Source organism: Pseudomonas sp. 13B_2.1_Bac1 (assembly GCF_025466155.1).
Lineage (GTDB): Bacteria > Pseudomonadota > Gammaproteobacteria > Pseudomonadales > Pseudomonadaceae > Aquipseudomonas > Aquipseudomonas aylmerensis.
In genome coordinates, this window is record NZ_JANLOH010000038.1 from 1 (window position 1) to 274 (window position 274).

The 274-nt window shown below is 61.3% G+C and carries 1 protein-coding gene; it reads right to left on the reverse strand.

All coding sequences use genetic code 11. The annotated features are described in order from the left end of the window. The coding region (locus NTD80_RS08750; protein ID WP_262133192.1) for an RHS repeat domain-containing protein at positions 1-274 on the reverse strand (274 nt) is incomplete at both ends.

The window sequence follows — 274 nt, forward strand, 5'->3', positions numbered from 1 at the left end:
GTATTCGTAGCGGATGACATGCCCCAGCTCATCACGCTCGGAGGTGATCTTTCCGTAGGGGTTGTAGCTGTATTCCCGTGCCGCACCACCGGGCAACACGACACGAGTTAGCCGACCGACGCTGTCCCACTGATACTCGGTCAGCGCCCCATGCTCATCCTCACGCGCCACCTGCCGCCCGAGGTCGTCATAGCGGTAGCGCTTGACGCCGCCATTTGGCAGTTGTTCTTCCAGCAACTGACCACGCTCGTTCCACACCAGCCGATGGCAGCTG